General features: G+C 32.4%; 18 protein-coding genes. All 18 read left to right on the top strand.

The annotated features are described in order from the left end of the window. Positions 1–318 precede the first annotated feature (318 nt). The 18 genes from GMA11_RS03450 to GMA11_RS03365 all read left to right on the top strand — a co-directional run bounded on the left by GMA11_RS03450 (position 319) and on the right by GMA11_RS03365 (position 18,615). A complete protein-coding gene (locus GMA11_RS03450; protein ID WP_163545822.1) occupies positions 319–840 on the top strand; it encodes a hypothetical protein in 522 nt (173 codons plus the stop codon). Between the two features lie 512 nt (positions 841–1,352). Then, positions 1,353–1,850: a PcfB family protein gene (locus GMA11_RS03445; protein ID WP_163545821.1), complete on the top strand. Its 498-nt coding sequence runs from the start codon at positions 1,353–1,355 to the stop codon at positions 1,848–1,850. Next, positions 1,840–3,600: a VirD4-like conjugal transfer protein, CD1115 family gene (locus tag GMA11_RS03440; protein WP_205422877.1), complete on the top strand. Its 1,761-nt coding sequence runs from the start codon at positions 1,840–1,842 to the stop codon at positions 3,598–3,600. Before GMA11_RS03445 ends, GMA11_RS03440 begins: the two co-directional genes overlap by 11 nt. Positions 3,601–3,646: 46 nt before the next feature. Continuing rightward, complete coding sequence (locus tag GMA11_RS03435; RefSeq protein ID WP_163545820.1) at positions 3,647–3,901, top strand: hypothetical protein; 255 nt, start codon at positions 3,647–3,649, stop codon at positions 3,899–3,901. Positions 3,902–3,973: 72 nt separating this feature from the next. Then, positions 3,974–4,807, top strand: a complete 834-nt coding sequence (locus tag GMA11_RS03430; RefSeq protein WP_163545819.1) for a hypothetical protein — start codon at positions 3,974–3,976, stop codon at positions 4,805–4,807. A 14-nt stretch (positions 4,808–4,821) separates the two neighbouring features. Further along, positions 4,822–5,175 carry a PrgI family protein gene (locus GMA11_RS03425; protein ID WP_163545818.1) on the top strand — a complete coding sequence of 118 codons (354 nt, stop codon included), beginning with the start codon at positions 4,822–4,824 and terminating at the stop codon, positions 5,173–5,175. Between the two features lie 9 nt (positions 5,176–5,184). Beyond that, a complete protein-coding gene (locus tag GMA11_RS03420) occupies positions 5,185–7,554 on the top strand; it encodes a VirB4-like conjugal transfer ATPase, CD1110 family (RefSeq protein WP_163545817.1) in 2,370 nt (789 codons plus the stop codon). Then, positions 7,551–10,034 (top strand): lysozyme family protein, encoded by a 2,484-nt coding sequence (locus GMA11_RS03415; protein WP_163545816.1) that lies wholly within the window; start codon positions 7,551–7,553, stop codon positions 10,032–10,034. Before GMA11_RS03420 ends, GMA11_RS03415 begins: the two co-directional genes overlap by 4 nt. An 8-nt stretch (positions 10,035–10,042) precedes the next feature. Further along, positions 10,043–10,231, top strand: coding sequence for a hypothetical protein (locus GMA11_RS03410; RefSeq protein WP_163545815.1), 189 nt, complete (start codon positions 10,043–10,045; stop codon positions 10,229–10,231). A gap of 12 nt (positions 10,232–10,243) precedes the next feature. Next, positions 10,244–11,143, top strand: a complete 900-nt coding sequence (locus GMA11_RS03405; protein ID WP_163545814.1) for a hypothetical protein — start codon at positions 10,244–10,246, stop codon at positions 11,141–11,143. A gap of 14 nt (positions 11,144–11,157) precedes the next feature. Continuing rightward, entirely contained in the window at positions 11,158–11,976 is an 819-nt protein-coding gene (locus GMA11_RS03400) for a hypothetical protein (protein WP_163545813.1), read from the top strand. Between the two features lie 18 nt (positions 11,977–11,994). Continuing rightward, complete coding sequence (locus tag GMA11_RS03395) at positions 11,995–12,579, top strand: LPXTG cell wall anchor domain-containing protein (RefSeq protein ID WP_163545812.1); 585 nt, start codon at positions 11,995–11,997, stop codon at positions 12,577–12,579. A gap of 76 nt (positions 12,580–12,655) precedes the next feature. Beyond that, on the top strand, positions 12,656–15,055 hold the full coding sequence (locus tag GMA11_RS03390) for a toprim domain-containing protein (protein ID WP_163545811.1): 2,400 nt from the start codon (positions 12,656–12,658) through the stop codon (positions 15,053–15,055). A gap of 136 nt (positions 15,056–15,191) precedes the next feature. Further along, the gene (locus GMA11_RS03385; protein WP_163545810.1) at positions 15,192–15,452 is read left to right on the top strand and encodes a hypothetical protein; all 261 of its coding nucleotides are present in this window, start codon (positions 15,192–15,194) and stop codon (positions 15,450–15,452) included. Between the two features lie 89 nt (positions 15,453–15,541). Next, entirely contained in the window at positions 15,542–15,781 is a 240-nt protein-coding gene (locus GMA11_RS03380) for a hypothetical protein (protein ID WP_163545809.1), read from the top strand. Positions 15,782–16,070: 289 nt separating this feature from the next. Continuing rightward, on the top strand, positions 16,071–16,421 hold the full coding sequence (gene mobC / locus GMA11_RS03375; protein WP_163545808.1) for a plasmid mobilization relaxosome protein MobC: 351 nt from the start codon (positions 16,071–16,073) through the stop codon (positions 16,419–16,421). Continuing rightward, complete coding sequence (locus tag GMA11_RS03370) at positions 16,421–18,307, top strand: relaxase/mobilization nuclease domain-containing protein (RefSeq protein ID WP_163545807.1); 1,887 nt, start codon at positions 16,421–16,423, stop codon at positions 18,305–18,307. The genes mobC and GMA11_RS03370 overlap by 1 nt, the downstream gene beginning before the upstream one ends. Next, a complete protein-coding gene (locus GMA11_RS03365) occupies positions 18,304–18,615 on the top strand; it encodes a single-stranded DNA-binding protein (protein WP_163545806.1) in 312 nt (103 codons plus the stop codon). The genes GMA11_RS03370 and GMA11_RS03365 overlap by 4 nt, the downstream gene beginning before the upstream one ends. Positions 18,616–18,627: the final 12 nt, after the last annotated feature.

The following is an 18,627-nucleotide window of genomic DNA, read 5'->3' as shown; positions in this document are numbered from 1 at the left end:
CTAGGAAGTATATTAACTATGAAAGATAGAATATTTTTAAAATTATTTATATATTTTTTGGCTGTAGTGATTGTATTTGTGTCACTTATTTATTTTATAACAGCTACATTTAGTGGACAAATAACAGCGTTTGTGTTACCGATTGCGATTATATGGTTTGGGTATCTTATTCTTAAAGGTCTTTTGTATCTAGCAAACAATTTTTAGTCAATCTGTTGTATCATATACATTATCAATCATAGAAAATTGAGAAAGAAAGAGAATTAAATGGAAAAGTTTATCACATTGAATAGACTTTTTTGTTAGGAGTTATTCGATATGCAAAAAATGGGAATCAGACTAGCAAATCCTAAAAAAATAGATGAAAATGGATTTATGACATTTGATAATTTTTCTTTTCCATTAGATGAAAACCATGTTTTTAACATGATTGGTAAAGAAAAAGATTATTTAGTGTGTCATGTATTTGAGCAAGGTGATTTGGGTTTAGGTGGTACATTGATACAAACGAATAAAAGTGTTGATGAATTAAATGCTTTTTATAAAAAATATTGTCATGTGCATAATGAATTGCTTAGTCGTTTGAAATGGTCAGTAACAATGTTTGCTGTTGCGGATTATTTTAACCATGATATTGATAAAATATATTCTGCATTATCTGGTTTAAAAATTGAAAGAAATGATGTTGAGACAGTCTACTATCATGGTAAAAAAATTAAGGGTTATGAAAAAAGAGACGTGAAGACTTTAGAAGAACAACTAAACATTGCACAACAAAAAGCAACGATACTCAACAAAAACGAAACCCAACATGATAACAAAATCAATATCGAAAGATAAAGCGACACCGTGTCGCTATTTAGATGACATCATCTATGTATAAGTTGTGAGTATATCGTTCATTATGATATAATATAAAAAATAAATTCATTAAAAGAGTAAGGTATTTTGCAGTAGGATTACCAAGTTCTGCTTCGTATAGGTGAGTATATGGATAGATATACAGTTTCTTTAATTATACATGGAATAGCAAGTACACCATTGATAGCGATATTTTTTCTAATCTTTTTATTGATAGTTCCTTTAGTATCAATAGGTGTAGGCATATTGAATGTATCATTGTTTTTAATAATAATACTTATATTACATACATTCGTCATTAGTATATTTATTATTTTAAGGTTCTTGCGATTAAAAAACATGTTAGTGCCGTTAGAAAGAAGAGTTGATTAGTCATCACAAACGGTGCTAAACAAAAAATAAAATTGATATTGAAAGATAAAGCGACACGGTGTCGCTTTTTTATTTTGGTTGTATGATTTTTAACCTTTATTTTTTAGGAGGTGATGTTTTTGTCAGATGAAAGAGCTGTTGAATTTGTATTACGAAGCGGTAAACTTTCTGCAAAACTACTCTCAAAAGCCATTTTATACTCTATTCGCCCTTTGACTAGTCCGAAATATAAAAGAGAAAAACGGCAACAGATTGTTTATGGAAAACAGACAATGAAAAAATTAAATTTACATGGACGACAGTTAGAACATGTGGATATTAACAAAACAGATTTAGTCTCTTTTAAACGTCATTTAAATAAATTAGGTGTTGATTTTAGTATCGCAAAAGATAAAACAACAGGAAATTATCATGTTTGGTTTAAAGGACAAGATGTGGAACGTGTCAAACATGCTATGGAAAAAACAGCTATTGCCTTTAGTCAATCTGATAGACCAATAGATAAAGAAAAGCCTTTATCTGAAAAAGTGAAAGAAGCAAGTGAAAAAGCAAAAGAAAGAAATAACGAAAAAGGACAAAAACATCTAAAGGAGAAAACAGTATCCCATGAAAAATAAACAAGAACGTATATTATTTGTAGGTCTTTTTGGTCTGTTATGTGCGTATATTGTTCATAGATGTGTGCTATTGTATGAACAAGGAACAGGTACGTTTTTAGAAAAACTACAATATCTATTAAAGCATACACACCGTGCTCTTAATCCACTTTTTCATTTTTCTTTTTCTTTTGCGTCACTGATTGGCTTTTGTTGTGTGCTTCTTTTTACAGGCTTATTTGCCTTGTATATTGCGTTTGATGACAGAGTGTACCGTCATGGAGAAGAATTTGGTTCTGCTAAGTGGGGTACACGTAAAGATATTAAACCTTTTATTGATAAACAGTTTGATAATAATATTATTTTCACAGAAACAGAACAGCTTAGTATGGCACCTAGACACAAAATATTTAAATACACTCGAAATAAAAATGTTTGCGTGATTGGTGGAGCAGGTAGTGGGAAAACCTTTTCCTTTGTGACACCTAACCTACTTCAAAAATACGGTTCTTATGTTGTTTCTGACACAAAAGGATTGATTTTAAAAGATACAGGATACATTATGAGTCAAACACATAAAATACGTGTTTTGAATTTAGTAGATAGAGAAAACAGTGATTATTATAATCCTTTATACTATATCAAAACAGAAGACGATATTTTAAAAGTAGTGACAAACTTTATGCAAAACACAGCCAATCCAGATAAAAAAGGTGGAGATGAGTTTTTTGATAAAGCTGAAACATCGCTTTATATGGCATTGATTGGCTATTTATTAGAAGAAGCATTACCTGAAGAACGTCATTTCCCTCAAGTCATCAATTTAATTCGTTCAATCGAGGTTCGAGAAGATGTTGAGGATTATGTGAGTGCGGTTGATATTTTGTTTGAGGAATTGGCTTTAAAAAATGAGAGTAGTTTTGCTGTGAAGCAATATAAGCTGTTTAAGCAAGCCACTGGAAAAACACAAAAGAGTATTTTGATTTCGGCTGGTGTACGTTTAGCACCGTTTGATATACCGAGTATTGCGTCACTAATGTCACATGATACACTTGAATTAGATAAAATAGGTGATGAACCTACGGTTTTATATATTATTTTACCAGACACAGACACCAGTTATAGTTTCATTTCTAGTATGTTGTATCAGCAGCTATTTGACACATTGGTTCATAAAGCCGATACAGTGTATCGAGGGACGTTGCCATACAACGTTATTTGTTTACAAGACGAGTTTGCAAACGGCGGAAGAATCCCTGATTATGATAAAAAAATTGCAACTTTGCGAAGTCGTGGGATTTCTACAAATATTATTTTACAAAATTTAACACAGCTAAAAACGTTATATAAAGATAGTTGGGAAACCATTGTAGGGAATTGCGATAGCTTTTTATATTTGGGAGGTATGGAATCAAGTACACACAAATATGTATCAAAAGAAATACTAGGAAAGCAAACGATTTATACGACAGATACAAGTGAAACGAAAGGAACAAATGGGTCGTGGTCAAAACAAAATAAAAAAATGGGACGTTCTTTATTAGAGCCTGACGAAGTGGCACGTCTTTCTGGAGATAAAGCCATTTATGTTTTAAGAGGTGTTAGACCGTTTCTATCAGATAAATACAATGCGACAAAACACCCGTTTTATCAGGAATTAGGAAGTGTAGATGATACGAAGTGGTTTACATATAATCCTATTGAGAATGAATTAGGACGATTAGTCATTGATGAATCTGTCGATTTATCCATGATACAGTTTGAGCATTAAAAAGATAAAAAGCGACACTGTGTCGTTTTTTTGTAAGGAGGTAAGTATGGATTTATTAGGACAAGTTATAAAACTTATTATTGACGCTGTTACGCTTGGAGGTGGTCTTTGGTTACTTTTTGGAGCGATTATTTTAGCTGGTGGACTAAGAGATAAAAATGGACCTCAAATACAAACGGGGATTTGGCAAATCGCTGGAGCTTTGGTTATTTTAGGAGCAGCCTTGTTATTTAATAGTTTACAAACAAACTCAAGTGCAACAACAGAGACAGGACTTCACATCATCAAACACTTTTTTTAATGCTTATGTTGTGGATTGCTAAATGATGAAAAAGCGACACGATGTCGCTTTTTCTTTAGGAGGTGTTTTTTATTGGATAAAGCAATAAGAGGTATTATTGAATTGATTTTTAAGATGATTACCTCTTTTTCTTCAGATTCAAAATTAACGTTAAGTTTTACAGACTATGCACCAAATGTTTATAAGTTTGTTGAATCGATTATGACGACTGTTACATTACCAGTTGGCTATTCAATTTTAGGTTTGTTTTTCTTGCTTGAAATGCAACGTATTGCTTATAAGGTAGAGCAAATGGGAGGCTCGCAATTTGGCTTTCAAACAACCGGTATGACACTAGTCAAGTTAGTGTTATGTAAAATTGCTATGGATAGTATTAGTCTTATTTTAAAAGCTATTTCGGAAGTATCTATTTTTTTAGTTGGTGAAATAGCAAAAGTAGAATTTGCGTCTGCGGTTGGACAAAATACAGTAAGTATTGATAAGTTAATGGAACCAATTTCAAAATCTGGTTTTTTTGAACAACTTGTTTTGTTTATCATTATGTTATTAGTACTGATTTTAACGATTATTAGCACAGTCATCGCACATGTCTTATTGCTTGCACGTATGATTGAACTATATGTTTTATTTGCTTTTTCACCAATTCCGATTGCTACCATGCCAAACCAGGAACATAGTAGTATCGCAAAAAATTTCTTAAAATTATTTGCCTCAGGTTGTATTCATGGCACCGTGATTTATTTGGTGATGTTGATGTATCCGTTATTTATTGCACAAGGTTTATTAAATGCTAGTCAGTTAGACGTTTGGAATACGATAGGAACGGTAGCAGGATTTAGTTTTCTGTTGATTTTTGCATTGATGAAAACACAACAATTATCAAAAGCTATCGTTGGAGCAATGTAAGTAAGGAGGGTTTTATGGCAATAGAAGTCACTGTATTAAAAGATATTCAAGAATATAAAGAGAAAATTATTTTTAACATGAGTTTAAGACAGTTGCTGTGTAGTTTTATTTCTGTTGTGTTAAGCATAGGTACTGGTTTGTTGTTTACATTTGTGTTTCATTGGCATATTAGTCATACAAGTTACATCATTATTTTGTTAAACATTCCTGTTTTTTATATTGGGTGGTTTACAAAAGGCAATTTAAATGCGGAAACATATTTTAAAATTGTGCGTAACTGGTATTTACAAAAGTCAATTCGTCTGTATCAAACAACATCTTTAGAAATAAATAAGAAAAAAGAAAAACGGATTGAATATGTTGAATAAGGAGGATATATGTTAGGCAAACATAAGAAAAGCGACACCGTGTCGCAAAAACTAAATAAACAAAAAAAGGTACGTGCAAAGCGTCAAAGAAAGAATGCTCCGCCAAAAACCTCACAAGATAGCATAGGGTATCTAGCGATGTATGAAGACGGTATTTGTGAGATTGAACCAGGTTTATTTTCAAAAACACTTTTCTTTTCTGACGTGAATTACTCCATGGCTGATGACGATGAACAAATTAATGTTTTTTCAAAATATTGTGATTTACTCAACGTAGCAGATAATAATACACATCTTCAATTAACTGTTCTTAATCGAAAAATAGATTTAGAAGCCTTTCAAAAAAGTGTACTGATTCCTGCAAAAGACGATATGTTACAAGTATATCGAGATGAAATGAATGACATGCTTTTAGAAAAAGTCAAAAGTGGACAGCATAGTTTTTTTAAAGCAAAATATTTAACCTTTTCTCACAAGGCGAGTGATTTACAACATGCTCAAACTGTTTTAAAACGGATTGAGTATAATCTTATGCAACAATTAAAAAAACTAGGCACTGAACCTAAGGCTCTCAATGGTCTTGAACGACTAAGTGTCATGCATGAACAATTACGACCTGAAAAACAATTTTTATTTACCTATGATGATTTACGTTACAGTGGATTAACAACGCATTCAGCGATTGCCCCAATGTCGTTAAATTTTAAGAAATCAAAAAGTCAATTTGAGTTTGGTGATTTTATAGGATCGGTATTGTTGTTAAGGGATTATCCAACGGACTTAACAGACGGTATGATAGCCGATTTAACAGCTATTCCAATCAATATGACGATTACAATACATATTGATAATCGTACAAAAGAGGAGTCATTAGACTTTGTGAAATCGAGAATTGGTTTCATGGAACAACAAAAAATTAATGAACAACAAAGAGCATTAAGAAGTGGTTATGACCCGGAAATCGTCTCACAAAATTTAAAAGAAAGTTTAGAAGAAGCAGAAATACTAAAGACAGATTTAAAAGAAAAAAATCAAAAATTAACGAATGTTACCTTTTCTGTATTTGTTTATGCTGAAAATCAGGAAACATTAGATGATTATGTTGAGCGTGTTTTCTCTGTTGGGCGTTCTAACAGTTGTGTCTTTGAGCGTTTACATTATTTACAAGAACAAGGGTTGTCTTCTAGTTTATTGATTGGGAAAAATAATGTACCAATACAGCGAACACTGACAACTGCTAGTACTGCTGTTTTTGTACCATTTACAGCACAAGAAATCATGGACGCAAATGGTACTTACTATGGTGTGAATGCAACAACTGAAAACATTATTACCTTTGACAGAACGAAATTGAAAGCTCCGAATGGGTTTATTTTAGGGACACCAGGTAGTGGGAAATCCTTTACGTCAAAAAGAGAGATTATCAACGCTGTTTTGAAAAATCCTGAAGCTGAAATTATTGTGATTGACCCAGAGCGTGAATATTCTATATTAGCAGAACATTTTAATGGTGAAATTGTCAAAATTTCTGCTGGGTCAACCAATTATATTAATCCCTTTGATATTTTATCAGACGATTACGGAAATGGAGAAGACCCTATTTTACATAAGACAGACTTTTTACTATCGCTTTTTGAGTTGCTTTTAGGTGGGAAAAATGGGTTGGAAGCTGTTCAGCGAGGTATTTTAGATAGAACATGTCGACAAGTGTATCAAAGTGTGACAGATAGAACACCAACCTTAGTAGACTTTTTTAATGTGCTACACACACAGTCTGAACAAGTGTCTAAAGATTTATCTATTTCATTGGAACCATATACAAAAGGAAGTTTAAGTCTTTTTGCACATGAAACCAATGTGAATACAAAATCTCCGTTTATTGTGTACGATATTAAAGATTTAGGAAAACAATTACGCTCTTTAGGTATGGTGATTGTGCTGGATCAGATATGGAATAGAATTACCATTAACCGTGCAAAAGGTATTCGTACTTATGTCTATATTGATGAAATGCAACTATTGTTTTCCAATGAACATGTTGCGGTATATTTTTTTGAATTATGGTCAAGAGCACGTAAATGGGGAGCTATCCCAACGGGTATGACTCAAAATGTAGAGACGCTTTTATTATCTGACTTGGCAAGACGTATGTTATCAAACAGTGATTTTATTATTATGTTAAACCAAGCAACAAGTGATAGAGATGAACTAGTACGATTGTTACATATTTCTCCAGAACAGGAAGAATATATTACTGGTTCTGAAGAGGGGTCAGGGTTATTGTTTGCCGGTAAAGGCATTATTCCTTTCTATGACAGGTTTCCGAAAAACACGCAACTCTATAAAATCATGTCAACGAAAATTCAGGAGTCGTTATGACAACAGATTGGAAACGATATGCTCGTAAGAAAACCGTTGAGGGTAAACAACTGATTAAAAGTGACCGTAAAAAACAACTCGCTTCTAGTCGACGTGTCCAATTCAAGAAACGGTACATCAAAAAAGCAACAGAAGATATTTTGTTGTCCTCTGAAGAGGAAGAAACAAAAACAAATAGACAAAGAGTTTTCACGATTAAAAGGCGAACAGCCAATGTGACACATCAGATAAAAAATAGACTCTTTAAGAAACCGTTTGTTGCACAAAAACCAATAGCTTATCAAAAGAATGGGTCAGTAGTCACCATTCGTCAAAAGCGACACAATGTCGCTAAAAGCTCAAAACGCCAACTTGGGATAAAAAAGAGAAAAAACACAAGCGGTATTCAAAAGCTGTTTAAGAAAAAGTCAAAACAAAAATTACGTCAATTATCGATGAAAGTCGCCACAGAAAGTATAAAAGGTCTTGTACGAATCATTACAGCTCTTGTGAAAACAATGGTGACAAATATTCCACTGATGATTCCAGCGATTGTTGTTGTCAGCGTTGTCTTATCTATTTCCTCGATTATTCCGTCTTTTACGATTAAACAAAATGAAGATGATTTAACAGCGATGTATACATATATTACTGAATTGGATACGGATAAAACTTTATTGATTAAAAGAAAAGTAGAAGAAGCAAAAAGGAACACGGAAGACCTTGTACAAGTAAAAATCAATGGACAGCTTGCCAATGTCAATCACTTAAACATTATTACAGATACAGATACTTTCTTATCATTCTTTGATGTGAAATACGATAAATACAAGTTTGATGATATTATCAATGGGTTGTTAGGCGGAAAAAATGTTAAAGATGAAGTCAATCGTATTCACGATAAATTAGTGCATACAGATACACAAAAACGTGTTGAGACCGTTAAACAAACGAAAACAACCATTGATAAAGACGGAAACACTCATAAAGAAACGGTGACGGTTAATCGTACGATAACAGAAATCAATATCACGATTAAAACATTATCTGCTTTATTAGAAGAAGATACCACATTATTAACCAAAACAGATAAAGATCGATTAACGGCGCAAAAACATATAGGGCAATATGTAGCTTATGTGCGTTTTAGAAGTCCATTTGATGACCCTCAAGAAAAAATACGTGTGTCTGAACGTTTTGGTTATACACCAAAGAATAATCAAAAAAAATTTTTAGATACGATGACAATCGCTGTATCATCAGAAAAATCTATTTTTTCTGGTCAATCAGGTACTGTTTCCTCTGTTACAGAAAACAGTGTGTCTGTTACAGAAGCAGATAGAGTATTGACATATAGTGGGTTATCACAGGTGTATGTAAAGCAACATCAAACGGTGACACAATCTGATGTTCTTGGAATTGCTTCAAAAGACTTTACTATTCATTATACATTTCATCAGAAAGTCTATAATCCTGCTTTTTATTTCCCTAATATTGAATATCTCCAAAAAACGAGTTATACCATAGGTGGACAGTCTTCAGGAAGTATTAAAGGTGAATTGATTAGTCCTCCTCCAATGGTCACACAATGGAGAGAGCTTGTTACAAAATATGCGAAAGAACAAGGGATAGAAGATTATGTAGATACATTGTTGGCGATTATTTGGGAAGAAACTGGAGGAAATCCTGATTATTCTCCTGATATTATGCAATCAAGTGAAAGCATTGACGGACGGATTGGAAATATTACAAATCCTGAAGATAGTATCAGACAAGGTGTCAAACATTTTGCCTCTATGTTGAGTGCTTCAAGACAATATGGGACGGGGGAATTATCTGCTATTCAAGCGTATAACTATGGTGGAGGATTTATTACCTGGTTAGCCAATAGAAGTAAAACGTATAGTTTTGATGAAGCTGTGTCATTTGCTCATGAATACAGTAAAGGTGCAAGAGTCTCTTATCCTAATCCATTGGCTATTGAAAAAGGTTATAACTGGAGATATAACTACGGGAATATGTTTTATGCTTTACTAGTCACACAACATTTAACGTTATCTTCAGGTAATGTAAATACATCAGGTCAACCATTAGATAACATGTCTGAAGTTATTATTACAAGTCCTTTTGGTTTAGCTAGACAGATTGATTTAGGAAATGGACAAACGCATGTCGATGTGCATAATGGCGTTGATTTAGTTTATAAAGACGGACGGGCTAATGCTCCGATTTATACAATGGCTGACGGAGAAGTTGTTTTTGCACAGCCTGATTCTGCGGGTGGTTTAGGTGTGATTGTAAAACACTCTGAAGATTTTTATAGTTATTACTGGCATTTATCCACTATAACTGTATCACGAGGTGAACACATTACAGCTGGTACGCAAGTTGGAAATATGGGTGCTACTGGATTAGCAACGGGTATTCATTTACATTTAGGATTTTCAAAAGGGTATTGGTCTGATTATTTTGACCCAGTCCCTGCTTTAAAATTTGAATAGGAGAAAATATGAGTAAAAAACTAGAACAAAAACGGAAAGCGTTCATGACGGTTGAAGAAAAAATAAGTCAACTGTTACAAGAAAAGGAAAAATTAGAACAAGAGATTAGAGATTTAGAATCAACAGAAGTTTTACAATTACTTGAAATACATCATCTATCAATAGATGACTTAAAAGCATTATTAGGCAATAAATAAAGGAGGTTTGACATGTTTTTAGAATGGATAAAATCCACGAAAGGAAAAATTATCTTGCTTATTTCAAGTGTCTTATTCATTACTATCATCATGATATTTATGACATTTTACCAGGTAAAAAAACCAGGTGTGTCTAAAGAAGAAAGTAAGCAAGAGTATGTGAAAAAACAGGTGTTGTATGCTGGCACTTACTATGCTGATAATGACAATCAAGATACATTCACTTTATCTAATGACAGTACATTTGTTAGTTCAGCGTTTGGTAGTGGCACATTCCAATTTAGTAAAGACAATAAAACACTTGAATTGCTGTCAAAAGAAAAAGGACATATTGTGTTTGCTTTAGACACAAAGTATCACGAAACGATTTTTATCAATATGAGTAATGGCGAAACGTATTATGTTAATGAAAAATTTAGAGATATTGCGATTGAAGAAAAAGAAAAAACAAACGCTAAAAAAACAGTATTGTACGATTCGATTGCGAAAGACATTTTATTTAATAGTACGTGGACATACAAAGATGATAAACAAGAAGCCACGCTTACGTTTACAGAAGATAGCTACACTGTGCAATATAAAGGGTTTGGTTTAGATAAAGCAGAAGTTAATTATTTTAAAGCATTAAACTATAAAGAACCAGACGTCAAAGAAGAAAACACCTATCGTTTGGATTTTTTAGGTTATTATCATAAAGGCTTCAAAGGACAAAAATTTAACGGTACTTTCTTCATTCGTGAAAAAGATGGTCAATATATCTTAACATCTAAAGAGTTTAATTTTGGTATGACTACTTTTTATAGTCCTGTTTTATCAGTAAAAGCAAAAGAAACATATTCTACTGATGAGAAAGGGCAACTCACAAAAACAAGAGAAGAGATTATCAGTACATCTATTATTTCAAATGAATAGGAGGATAAAAAACGATGTCATTTATGAAGAAAAAACCTAAAGGATTGCTTATTCAATTTTTTAATACACGAAATACGATATTTCCAGTAGAACCTCTTGAAATTCATGAGGGATTAGATAATTTAGAAGTAGAACATCAGCGTCTTGTATATAGTAAAGACGTTGGGTATTGCCAATATCGTTTGCTGAAACAAGGGCATATCCTTTATGAAGATGAATTTTCACTACCTCTTGACCAATCGATTGAGTCGATACTAGAAGACCTATTACAGAAAGAGGCTGCACCTAAAGTGAAAAAATCTGATAAAACATCTTTTAAAACGCCTATTTATCGTGAAAAAAGAGCCTTTCCTTTTGTGAGCGTGGTTGCGATTGTTTTATCTACGGTTAGTTTGTTAGGGAGCTGTACTGTTTATTTATCACAACAAACACATCAAAAATTAGCAGATGAGGTTATATCTCTTCGTAAAACGGTAGATAATCTATCTTCAAATCATTCTAAAACGCAAAAAGCGGACGTTTTTAGCCGTTTTTTTCTATCGGCGTATTATCAGTCGTCTAATGATGAAAATACGTTCCAAGAGCGTTTAAGACCCTATTTAGATACGAATACACGATTATCCTTTATCAAACAAACAGATACTTTACGCAATATGTTACTTTATGATATATCGTTCCATGAACATGTTGTAACGGTAACATACGTGATTACATTACAAAAAGACAATACAATCCGTTCTTATCTTGTGACGTTTGATATAAATACACAAGAAAACGAAATGTACAAAGTAACATCTGATGTGAAACAAACATTATTTTCAATCAATAAATAAAAGAAAGAGGTTATGATTATGCCAAAAAAAATGATGATATTATTAAGTTCAGTATGTCTTTTAACAGCTATTACATCAACAACAGGTAATAGTTACGCTGAAGAAGCGGGAGGTTCTGAAGATACAGCACTTGTTGTTCCTGGAGCGTCTAATGACACAGCACATACAACAAACGAAGAGACACCAAACGCTTCTTCCGATGATACAACGGAAGAAGTTGCCCCAGCACCAGATTCAACCATTCCAATAGCAGAGGAAACACCAAAAGTAGACGCTCCGAGTGAAGAACAACCTACCGTTCCAAAAGAAGAGACAGAGCCTACTGTCACAGAAAAAGAGCCGGATACACCAGAAACGGATACGATACAACCAGAGATAGATATAGCACCGATTGGAGCACCAGTTGCTCCAAAAGTCACTGAAAACGTCCAATCTGAAAAAGAAGTGCCAGCAGAGAAACAAGACCCTAGCCAACAAGAAAAAAATGGCAAAAAAGAACAAGCTAAATTACCACATGCAGGAGAAAAGCATTCTTTTGTATCTGTTGTTCTTGGAAGTGTCGCACTTTTATTAGGATTTTTCGTACAGAAAAAACGTTCTTAATAACATTTAGATTTACAAATACAGCACAAGGAGGAGTACAGAAGTGTACTTCTCTTTTTTTATAGGAGGAATGAAAATGGCATATTTTACAGACGAACAAATCGCACAAGCAAAATCTATTTCTATTGAGGATTATATTTTAAAAAATAATATTGCAGATATTTTACAAAATTCAAATAAATACATGAAAATATCTATTGCAGGTCATGATTCTATTGTCATCAATAAAGTAAAAAATTATTTTGTTCATAATGGCAATAGTCAGGATAAAAATGCCAGAGGAAGTATCATTGATTTTATTCAATATTTTGAAAACAAATCTTTTTATGAAGCTGTCGATACATTGTTAAACGATACCTACACAGTTCATGACTCACGCACATACGATAAGGAAGACACTTTTGTTTATCCAAAACAAAATGATGTGACACGAATCACTCAAGCAAAAGATTATTTAATCCATGTGAGACAACTAGATGAAGAGATTGTCGATTATTGTTTTGAGAATGGTTATGCCGTTCAAAATAAATATAATGCTGTTGTGTTTAGGTGGTTTGAACATGGACAACCAACTAACAAAATTGTTGGAGGAAGTCTTCAGGGGACTGTATATAACGAAGAAAAATATGGGAAAAGAGGTACGTTTAAAGGTGTTTTAGAATATAGTAAACAAGAGGTTGGCTTTCATATAACAAAAGGTATTCCAAACCATATCTATGTCTTTGAATCAACGATTGACGCATTGAGTTACTGGTCACTACATAAAGAAACATTAACCAATCATTTTAAATTGGTATCAATGGACGGCTTAAAAGATAGTGTTGTTTTTCATCACTTGAGAGAAACATTGACACACCCAGATACAAAAGATGTGACGTTAACATTATGTGTTGATAATGATAAACCAGGGATTGATTTTGCACAAAAAATTGAAGAGAAACTCAATCAATCAAAAGATGTTTACATGAAAGGAAATCAACAATATAGGTTTACACATGAGCTTGATATTCCAAAAAACTTTAAAGATTATAATGAACAATTAGTCTCATTAAAACAAGGACAAGTATTTCTTGGAAGACAGGTTGAACAAAAAAGTATCGTTCCACTTGATGAGCAAACAACATCAAGTCCACAACTGTATGTATCGTTTTTGTATTCTGAAAATAAAAAATTAACAGCTACCTATTTAGAAAGACAAGTGATTCCTTATGAACAATTTGTCACAGTACTCTATCAAGAAAATAATCGACTGTTGAATTTAGGCTATTATAAAACAGCCTTTGATTTACAAGATGAACATGGTCAAGTATTGGTTAAAGATATTCGTTACGCTTTAGGAAGTGAAACAAAATCATTATCAGACGATTTAAAAAATGATTTACCTAAGACGTATTTAACACTTGCACAACGTGCAGATAAAGTGGCTAAAGAGGCTATGTACATAGAAAAAAGCATTGATAAAAAGCAACAACAAACAGAAAAACACATCATACAACCAGAGAAAAAACAAGATAAAATAAAACTCCTTTTTGAACAATTAAAAGCAGGGATACAAGGTGTTTTTGAATCTGAACGATACAAAGAATATTTAAAAACACTCTCTAAATTTCATCAATATAGTGCTAATAATATCCTGTTAATCATGCAACAAAATCCAAATGCGTCGCTTGTTGCCGGGTACAATAAATGGAAAGAAGTAGGACGTTATGTTAAGAAAAATGAAAAAGCTATCCAAATTATTGCGTTAGCAGGAATGTCTGTTAGAGAAATGGAAACAGATAAATTAGATGACTATGGTAAGCCTGTTGTTGAAAAAATTTCTTATCCTCGATATAAAACTGCTTATGTTTTTGATATTTCGCAAACGGACGGCAAAGAGATTGGTTTAACAAAAAATCTAGTAGGTGACGTTAAAAATTACGACACACTTTTTCAATCATTGGTATTAAGTACACCTTTTCGTGTCTCGTTTGGTAACTTAGGAAATGATGTCAAAGGCGTTTGTCGTATCAAAACAAAAGAGATTATTCTTCATGAAAATTTGTCACAAGTACACACCATTAAAACACTCATTCATGAAATGACACATGCAGATTTACACAGTCAACCACGAATGGAACCATTCAAACAAGAACAAAGAGAAATCGAAGCAGAGAGTGTAGCGTTCGTTGTGTGTGACTATTATGGCATAGATACAAGTGATTATTCATTCCCTTATTTGTTGAGTTGGTCCAAAGATAGAGAACTCACACAACTAAAAGAAAGTTTAGAAACGATTCAAAAACAAGCGAACGAATTGATTGAACGTGTGGATAAACATATGCAAGAGTTAACAAAAGATAAATCATTAACGCATGATTTATTGAGTGAAAAAAAGTCTTTAACAGAAAAAATAACACATGCAAAAACAGTGGCAACAGACCGTAACACAACACAAAATTGTCATGAAAAACAAAATATAGAATTGTCAAAATAAATTTTTTTAATAGAAAAAAATGTGTCGAGTGGTTTCTTTTTTTAGACGGTCTCAATAAAAAATAGGCAAAAGAAAAAAAGTAGACATGATATTTTAATAACAAAATTTTACACAGCAAAAGGAGATGATGACATTCATGAGACAAGAAGAGAGAGAAAAAATTGAAGACATCACACGTCTTTTAAATGATTTAATGGCACACAACTACACCTATTTTATTAAAGCATTGCTTATGGTTGAAAAAGAAATAGACGATATGGAAATCATAGATAAGATGTATCAAATGTATATATCAAACGACCAAATGACTTTATTACATGAGTCTTTTGATGATATTCTTATGGAGATAGAAAACGAAAAAGAAGAGAGGAGGAATGATTTACTAGAAGAAAAATGACAACATGCAAAAGAAAAAATAGATAGACAAAAGGAAAGCAAAACAGAAAAAATATATGACGAAAAAAGACAAACACAAGGAGAAAAAAGATGACTTTACAAACATTCACAACAGAAGAAATTGAATTGATAAAACTTCAAAAGGTGACAAATGTTGACGTGTTAAAATCAAAATTAGAACAACTTTTACACTTCATTTCTATTGATGACGGACGTATCTATTCAACGGAAGAAGAGAAAGAATTTTGTTTCAATCTTTGTCAAAGTGTCCTAAAAAAATGTTCTCATTTAACAGATGAAGACATTCAGTGTCTGCCAAATATTTACTAAAAGGAGGAAAAAAAGTTTGTGAAATTGACAGGAAAATAAGAGATATTTTGAAAAAAATGGGGGATTGGGGGTGTCCCCCAAATTGAAAAAAATCATTTTCGTTAGAAAAAATTTTTTGGTTTTTTGTGCAAAATGCCGGCATCTTGCAATACTTGCGATTAACGAAATGACTAAAAAAGGGGTATTTTCAAGGGATTAGTGAAAAGGACTTATTTTTCAACAATAGGAAAAATAAACTCTGCTTTATAAAAAAATAGAAGTTCAAAAAAATTTCACAAACTATAATAAAATGGAAAATAATTTACATCGCAATATAAAAAAAGAAACGAGGATAAGTGTTGAAGAAAATGAATTGATTTTAGAAAAAATGACGCAAGTAAAGACAACAAATTTTTCACAGTACGCACGCAAAATGTTGATTGACGGGTATGTGGTGTATCAAGATTTTTCTGAAATAAAAAACTTGATACGAGAATTAAATTACATTGGAAACAATATTAATCAAATTGCAAAACGTGTTAATACAAATGGTGAAACATTAAAATGTGACGTTGAAGAATTGAAAACAGAATTTAAATTTTTAAAGAAACAAATACACGACATGTTACTTAAAAACATGAGAAAGGTAGATGAGATTTAATGGCTATTGTTAAAATTCATTCGATTACACAATCTACAAAAACAGCCATTGACTACATTAAGAATCCGGAAAAAACAGATGAAGAATTATTAGTATCTAGTTATAATTGTGATGTTGATTTTGCAGAAATTGAATTTGAGATGACACGTCAGTTAGCAAAACATGTGTCTGGAAATTATACACGCACAGGTGGAGCAGACATTCAATCTTATCATATCATTCAATCATTTAGTCCAGCAGATAACGTCACACCTGAACAAGCACACGAGATTGGTCGAGAACTTATTTCACAGTTTACAGACAACAAACATGAGTTTGTGATTTCCACACACATTGATAAAGGACATATTCATAATCATATTATTGTGAATGCAACGAGTTTTTATACACATAAAAAATTAAGAACGAGACCCTTTGTCACATCGAGAGAATTATTAAATATTTCAAATAAGTTGTGTCAAGAACATCAGCTGTCCACGATGGAATACGAGAATGATTTCAACAGACACTATACTGACTATCAAGTGAGACGTCATTATAAAAGTTATCGCATGCAACTAAAAGAACGATTACGTTTTATTGAAAAACATGCGACAAGTTTTAATGACTTTATGGTGTATGCACATGCTTTAGATGTTGAGGTAAGTTTTCGAGGGAAGCAGACATTGTATAGATTAAAAGATGTGCAACAACGATTTATCCGATCGGATACGTTAGATGATAAAGACCGTTTTTCTAAACAATGGCTGGAACAATATTATCAACAACACAAAGATGAACAGACACAACATGAATTACAAGATATTAAAAAAATGTTTGAAGCATACAAAAGAGAAAAAGAATCTCATTTTGTATTTCATTGTCCACTGGAAACATCTGAAGACGTAAAAAGTACAGCGTCAGGTTTAAACTTTGTCGTCAACGGCTATACCTTTTTTGTTGATTTTTCTCATGTGGTAGATGATAAGATGACACCTTTGTTAGCAATCAATCGAGGGTACGAATATGAGGGAGTTTCACTTGATACAGATAAAAAAATTGTCATACGAGGCGAACAGTTATTACGGCACATACAACTTCAACAACAGCAAAAGGGAACGACACTGTCTATTAGTCAGCAAGATATTTTGTCTCTTACTAAACGAGGGGTCAAGATAAAAATAGATGATAATATTTTGTTTGTTGAGAAAAAATTTATAGATGTAAATACATTGACTGGTAATGTGTCTGTGACTTTTTTTAATGATTGGCATTATGCCTTGTCTCACAAAAAAGGAGAGTATGTATCTGTCTCTGGTAGAGATTTGATTGGTCATTTCATGAACAATAAAGAACAGGACATTGTCTCTTCTTATGCCTTGCAGTCATACAAAAAACAACTCAACAAAGAAGAGCTACATACACTTAGCAAAACCTTAAATATGTTAAGACAGAAACAAGCAGGCTCTCTTTCTGATGTTGATGTGATTTTGTCTGATATATTAAAAGAAGCAGATAGACTAAAACGAGATATACAAAAACTGGACAGCCATATTCAAACCTACAATTCAGTTGCAACATTACTCGTTACATATCATGACTATTTACCTATCAAATTAGAAACACAAAAAAATCCAACCATTCGACATCACTATACAAGAGAGCTACAACTTTTTAATTATGCAGAAAAAGAATTAAGCAAACATCATATTGATGTGACCGTTCCAAAAGAAAAAGTCGTTGAGCTTGTCAAAAAACAAGAATCAGATAGAAATAAATTAAAAGAAAAATTAGCCACAGTCGAACAGCAATTACAAGATGTGAGACAAGCAAAACAAGTTATGCAAGATTTAAACAAAAAAGTAAAAAGAGAAAAAGAGAAAGATAAAGGAGTGGAACTATCATGAATTGTGTAAATATCACAGGATACTTAACAAAAGAATTATCGCTAAAAATTTTAGAGAATGGTACTAAAGTTTTAAACATTCGATTAGCAAATAATCAGTCAAAAAAGAATACTTCAGGGGAATATGAGGTATGCTTTTTTAATATGGTTGCGTATAATCAGATTGCAGAAAACATGTGTCAACATTTAAAAAAAGGAGATAGAATTGGTGTCACTGGTAAATTGATTAGTGAACAATATAGAGATAAAGAAAACCGAGAGTATGAAATCACTAAAATTATTATTCAGCATGTGGATTATTTGATGTGATGATTTTTCATA

This window comes from Granulicatella sp. zg-ZJ, assembly GCF_010892355.1.
Taxonomy (GTDB): Bacteria; Bacillota; Bacilli; order Lactobacillales; family Aerococcaceae; genus WM01.
Note: the sequence above shows the minus strand (reverse complement) of the source record. Positions and strands in the feature narration are given on the sequence as shown.